Genomic DNA, 220 nt, shown 5'->3' on the forward strand with positions numbered 1-220 from the left:
CGAGTTTCGAGGTGAAGAGCTAATTAATAATGTAGACCAGCTTTTGCAAACCTCGCGTTTAGATGGCATTGTACTTACTCCCCCTTTTGGTGATTTTCCTGAGTTAGATGATTTTTTAAAATCTAAAAATATTCCTTACGCTAGAGTTGCTTCAGCGTTGCTCCATGATGACTCTATCTCGGTACGTAGCAACTATGAGCAGGGGGCATTTGAAATTACC

The 220-nt window shown here is 40.5% G+C and carries 1 pseudogene; it reads left to right on the plus strand.

Features of this window, described 5'->3' with window-relative positions:
- Positions 1-220, plus strand: a pseudogene (locus V6260_RS19000) (LacI family DNA-binding transcriptional regulator); the annotation flags it as partial.

The organism is Pseudoalteromonas aliena (genome assembly GCF_038155085.1).
Lineage (GTDB): Bacteria > Pseudomonadota > Gammaproteobacteria > Enterobacterales > Alteromonadaceae > Pseudoalteromonas > Pseudoalteromonas aliena_A.